The sequence below is a fragment of the Vibrio fujianensis genome (genome assembly GCF_002749895.1).
Taxonomy (GTDB): Bacteria; Pseudomonadota; Gammaproteobacteria; order Enterobacterales; family Vibrionaceae; genus Vibrio; species Vibrio fujianensis.
In genome coordinates, this window is record NZ_NBUS01000035.1 from 72,518 (window position 1) to 77,353 (window position 4,836).

The 4,836-nt window shown below is 46.4% G+C and carries 5 protein-coding genes; 1 reads left to right on the forward strand and 4 read right to left on the reverse strand.

Annotation, left to right across the window (positions count from 1 at the left end):
* Positions 1–105 precede the first annotated feature (105 nt).
* The 3 genes from B7C60_RS02345 to B7C60_RS02350 all read right to left on the reverse strand — a co-directional run bounded on the left by B7C60_RS02345 (position 106) and on the right by B7C60_RS02350 (position 2,711).
* Positions 106–735: a response regulator transcription factor gene (locus B7C60_RS02345; RefSeq protein ID WP_099610255.1), complete on the reverse strand. Its 630-nt coding sequence runs from the start codon at positions 733–735 to the stop codon at positions 106–108.
* Positions 736–739: 4 nt separating this feature from the next.
* Positions 740–862, reverse strand: coding sequence for a hypothetical protein (locus B7C60_RS19970; RefSeq protein ID WP_272870160.1), 123 nt, complete (start codon positions 860–862; stop codon positions 740–742).
* Between the two features lie 82 nt (positions 863–944).
* Positions 945–2,711 (reverse strand): protein-disulfide reductase DsbD, encoded by a 1,767-nt coding sequence (locus B7C60_RS02350; RefSeq protein ID WP_099610256.1) that lies wholly within the window; start codon positions 2,709–2,711, stop codon positions 945–947.
* Between the two features lie 185 nt (positions 2,712–2,896).
* Here B7C60_RS02350 and pdxY point away from each other — a divergent pair, with 185 nt between their 5' ends.
* Complete coding sequence (gene pdxY / locus B7C60_RS02355) at positions 2,897–3,769, forward strand: pyridoxal kinase PdxY (RefSeq protein ID WP_099610257.1); 873 nt, start codon at positions 2,897–2,899, stop codon at positions 3,767–3,769.
* A gap of 77 nt (positions 3,770–3,846) precedes the next feature.
* Here the strand turns inward: pdxY and B7C60_RS02360 are convergent.
* Positions 3,847–4,836: anaerobic C4-dicarboxylate transporter family protein (locus B7C60_RS02360; RefSeq protein ID WP_245868438.1), on the reverse strand; the 990-nt coding region annotated here is incomplete at its 5' end.

Consider the following 4,836-nt stretch of genomic DNA (forward strand, 5'->3'; position numbering starts at 1 on the left):
GGCTTACACTGGATCGTGGCGGATGTGGTGGATTGGCAGGTTACCAAGGTGGGTTTGCGGTTGCCTTTATCTTCTGAAGTGGCTGAAGGAAGCTTAGACCATTAATTATTCATGCACCTGCTTTAATAAAATAACGGCCTGTGTCCGATTCTTCACGCCAAGTTTGCGGAAAATGGCCGTCATATGCGCCTTAATGGTTGCCTCAGAAACATTCAGTTCATAGGCGATCTGCTTATTGAGCAGCCCATCAGATAACATGCCTAACACTTTGTATTGTTGTGGCGTTAATGCGGCAAGCTTTTCGGTCAAATCGTCACAAGCGGCGTGATTGGTAATCAACCCTTCTGGAAAATAGGGATCACCATTGAGGACTTGATTAAGCGCATTGATCAAAGTTCGCATATCACTCGACTTAGGGATAAAGCCGAAAGCACCGTGGGTTTTTACTTGTGACACGATGGTCGGTTCTTCATTGGCAGACACGACCACAATCGGTAGCTCCGGGTATTCGGATCGCAATTGAATTAATCCTGACATCCCATTGGCTCCGGGCATTTTTAAATCCAGCAACAGTAAATCAGGGTCTGCTTGTTTGTCTAATAGACTCAGGAGAGCCGTTAGTGAGTCAGCTTCCAGAAGGTTGGCTCCGCTGACAGCCATATGCACGGATTGGAAGAGCGCATTACGAAATAGCGGATGGTCATCTGCAATAATGATGGTGTAGCTTGAGTTCATGATGTTAATTACTTTTGACTATTTGGTTATCGAAATTATTACCTTGTTTGACTTGAGGGACAATCGCGAGACATAAAAACTCTGAACTGTATCCCTCTTTTTGCTGATTCACGGCCAAATTATTCATAGCCAAACCATTCACGGATAAACCATTCACGGCTAAACCATAGCGCCAAACGAGTGATGGCTCGGTGTAGCGCTGAATATGGTTATAGGTTGAACTTATCCAGATGAGCGAGAAAAGGTTCTTCAGGCATAAATCCGCTGATTCGGGCTTGAGGAAGCCGTTGTCCTTGAACATCCCAGAAAACAATGGTGGGTAAGCCTAACACTTCAAGGTATTTCAATAACTCAATGTCTTGCGGTTGGTTCTTTGTGACATCGGCTTGCAGTAAGATAAACGGTTGCAGCTTGCTTTCAACCGATGGCCGGTGGAAGGTGTATTTTTCAAACTCTTTACACGCCACGCACCAGTCGGCATAAAAATCTAACATGACCGGCTTCCCTGCGGTTTTGGCTAATGCCAGTTGCGCTTCTAGCTCTGCAACGTTATCAATGCGTTGAAACATCGGGGCGGTTTGCTTAACTTGATAGCCGGCCGGATTGAACCAGTGGTTAAGTAGCGGCTGAGCAGATGCTAATAAGCCTAGAATGGCAATAATCCCAAGTAAACTCTGTTTCCATCCGGCAAAAGGCAGGCTATTTTTGATGTGATACAACCAGCCAAACGCCGTTAAGCCGAGGAACGACCACAGTATGGTTGACCAAAAAGAGGGTAAGATCCGTTCGAGTAAGAAAATCGGTGCAGCAAGTAATACGAAGCCAAATAACACTTTGACTCGGTTCATCCATTCTCCTGCTTTAGGCAGCAATTTATTACCAAATACGGCCACGAGAATCAACGGAATTCCCATGCCTAGCGCTAAGGCATAAAGAGCAAGCGCTCCGGTCAGTAGATCGCCACTTTGGGCAACGTATAGCAAAGCCCCTGACAGCGGCGCTGTGGTACAAGGTGAACAGACTAAACCAGAAATGATGCCCATGATAAAGACACCCCCGAGTCGGCCGCCTTGTTGCTGTTGGCTCAATTGGTTAAGTTTGGTTTGTAGTGAACTGGGAAGTTGTAAGCTGTATAAGCCAAACATCGAGAGGGCGAGGCTAATAAACAGCAGGCTTAACCCGATTAAGACATAAGGGTGTTGCAGTGCCGCCTGAAATTGTAAGCCAGCCGATGCGACGACTAAACCAAGCAAAGTGTATGTAACGGCCATCCCTTGCACATAAATAAAGCTTAATAACAAGGCGCGGCGATGAGACAGCGAGCCTCCACCGAGTACAATACTGGTGAGGATGGGGTACATAGGTAAAACACAAGGGGTAAATACAAGCCCAATTCCGAGTAGTAAAAAGAGCAGCGGTGTCCAGCGGCTTTGGGCCAGTTGTTCAGTCAGTGAGCTTGCGGATGTCGTCGATATGGCGCTCGGCGTTAAGGACGGATTATTGTCTTGGTTGAGGGTGGTCGGTTGAGCCTTGAAAGGCGCGATCTGAATGATGCGTGTTTCTGGGGGATAGCAAAATCCTGCCTTGGCACAGCCTTGATATTCGACAATTAATTGCGCACCGGGTTGATAGCTATTTAAGGGTAACACCAGCGAGAGTGGCGCATCATAAATAGTCACCTTGCCAAAAAATTCATCTTGATAAGGTAAGCCGTCAGGTAACGTGTATTCGCCGAGTTGTGCTTTCTCGACGTGAATAGACAATTTATCTTGGTAGAGGTAATAACCTTCCTTGACTTGCCAATCGAGAAATAATTGATCATTTTGCTGGAAAAAGGCGAATGGAAAGGCGCTATCAACGGAAACAAACCGGTTTTGCGGGTTAAAATCGAAGCCACTTTTCGTCTCAAATGCAGCGAATAGCGGCGAACTAGTGACGGACGTTAAGAGTAATAAGAGAGCAAGAAACAGGCGCATTATCACAACATATGAGTTAATCGAAAACGCTACTATATACGAGCTCTTGTTGAAGATACAGTAAGTGAATTATCTTAATATTTTCTTACAAATAATTTAGACAATACAAGATTGTCAGATACACTATTTGCTTTGCGATTGACGCAGTCGCTGTCTTTGAACTTGATAACAAAAGGTTAGGAACGATGCAAGGTATCCTTACTATCCAGTCACACGTCTCTTTTGGCCATGCGGGTAACAGCAGTGCTGTTTTTCCTATGCAACGGATGGGATTTGAAGTGTGGCCCATTCATACGGTCCAATTTTCTAACCATACTCAATACCCTCAAGGTTGGACTGGACGAGCTTTTGCCGCAGAGGATATTCGAGAGCTGGTACGCGGGTTAGCCAACATTGGAGCGTTAGAAAAATGCCAAGCTGTTCTGACGGGTTATCAAGGCAGTGCCGAACAGTGTTTGGCGGTTGAAGAAACGGTCAACAAGGTGAAGCAAGCCAATGCCGAAGCGCTATACATCTGCGACCCGGTGATGTCTGCTCCAGACAAAGGCTGCATTGTGGCTCCGGGTATCAGTGACTATCTGTTAACTCGTTTGATGCCGTTGGCTGATGTTATCGTGCCGAATCAATTTGAATTAAGCCAGTTTGCTGAGATGGAGATTCAAACATTAGATGATGCGCTACTGGCTTGCCAAAAAGCCCTCAGTAAAGGGCCGAAAATGGTATTGGTGAAGCATTTATACTGTTTATCTGACACCGAGTTCCATATGTTGTTAGCGACTCAAGACGGGGTCTATTTAGCCCAACGGCCTCAATTTGAATTTGACCGAGCGCCCGTTGGGGTTGGGGATTTAATCTCCGCGCTGTTCACCGCTGGTTTAGTTAAAGGCTGGGGAGCAAAACAAGCATTTCAGCACTGCCATGATGCTTGCTACGGCGTTTTGGCGGCCACCTATCAAGCGAAAGAATGGGAGTTGCAAACCATTGCCGCGCAGCAAGAATTTGTTCAACCCAGTTTGCATTTACCGTTGCAAGTGATCACACAAGCTAACGCAGCTTAATGGTTTAATCCATTTCTGTCAGACATCAAAAAGCCGCGAGGGTTACCCTCGCGGCTTTTTGATTCGTTACACGCTGATTAGAGCAAAATATTGGCTAGAAGTAGACCAAAACCAATACTAAATACCATGCTCAATAAGCCCGGTAACATAAAGCTGTGGTTAAAGATGTACTTACCAATCCGTGTTGTTCCCGTGCGGTCGAAGTCAATCGACGCAATGATGGGGCCGTAGTTTGGAATAAAGAAGTAACCATTAACTGCCACAAATACCGCAATGATGATCGCGGGTGGTAGGCCAAGAGTAATCGCTACCGGCACCAATACTGCCGTTGTTGCGCCTTGACTGTTTACCATCACAGAAAGCGCAAATAGGGCGAAGGCAAACGTCCATGGTGCGACTTCAACCAAGCCTGAAACGGCTTCTTTCACCATATCACTGTGACCGGCAATAAAGGTGTCCCCCAACCAAGCAATACCGAAGATAGCGACAATGGCACGCATCCCGGCATGGAACACAGAACCTTGGCTAATCGCATTGCCATCAGGCTTACAGGTTAAGATGATCAGTGCCGCAATCGATAGCATGACGATTTCGATTGTATGGGCCATCCCCATTGGTGAACCATCAAAATGGGGACGTAAGCTTGGGATTGCGCCCATGAGTACGACGATAATGGCACCAAATAAGAAGAGAGAGACAGATTTTTTCGCTTGAGGCGTAATGACAATATCTTCGACTTCAACCTCTTGCTCCATTTCTGCGCGGAATTCAGGATCTTGTAGACGACGTTGATACTCAGGATCATCTTTCAGTTCTTTACCAATTTTATTGACAAAGATACAAGCGCAAGCCAAACCAAGAAAAGTACTTGGAATGGTGACCATCAGTACATCACCTAGAGTGATACCTTGTGGTTCTAAAAATGCCACGAGAGCAACCACCGCGGCAGCAATCGGGCTAGCCACAATGGCAAACTGAGAGGCGATAACCGCCATACCCAATGGGCGTTCTGGACGAATGCCACTACGACGGCTGACTTCAGCAATCACAGGGAGTACTGAGTATGC

What these genes read in the sequence shown, in the direction of transcription:
- B7C60_RS19970 (WP_272870160.1), bottom strand. Translation starts at nt 862, where the DNA reads ATGAATAATTTGGCCGTGAATCAGCAAAAAGAGGGATACAGTTCAGAG.
- B7C60_RS02345 (WP_099610255.1), bottom strand. Translation starts at nt 735, where the DNA reads ATGAACTCAAGCTACACCATCATTATTGCAGATGACCATCCGCTATTT.
- pdxY (WP_099610257.1), top strand. Translation starts at nt 2,897, where the DNA reads ATGCAAGGTATCCTTACTATCCAGTCACACGTCTCTTTTGGCCATGCG.
- B7C60_RS02350 (WP_099610256.1), bottom strand. Translation starts at nt 2,711, where the DNA reads ATGCGCCTGTTTCTTGCTCTCTTATTACTCTTAACGTCCGTCACTAGT.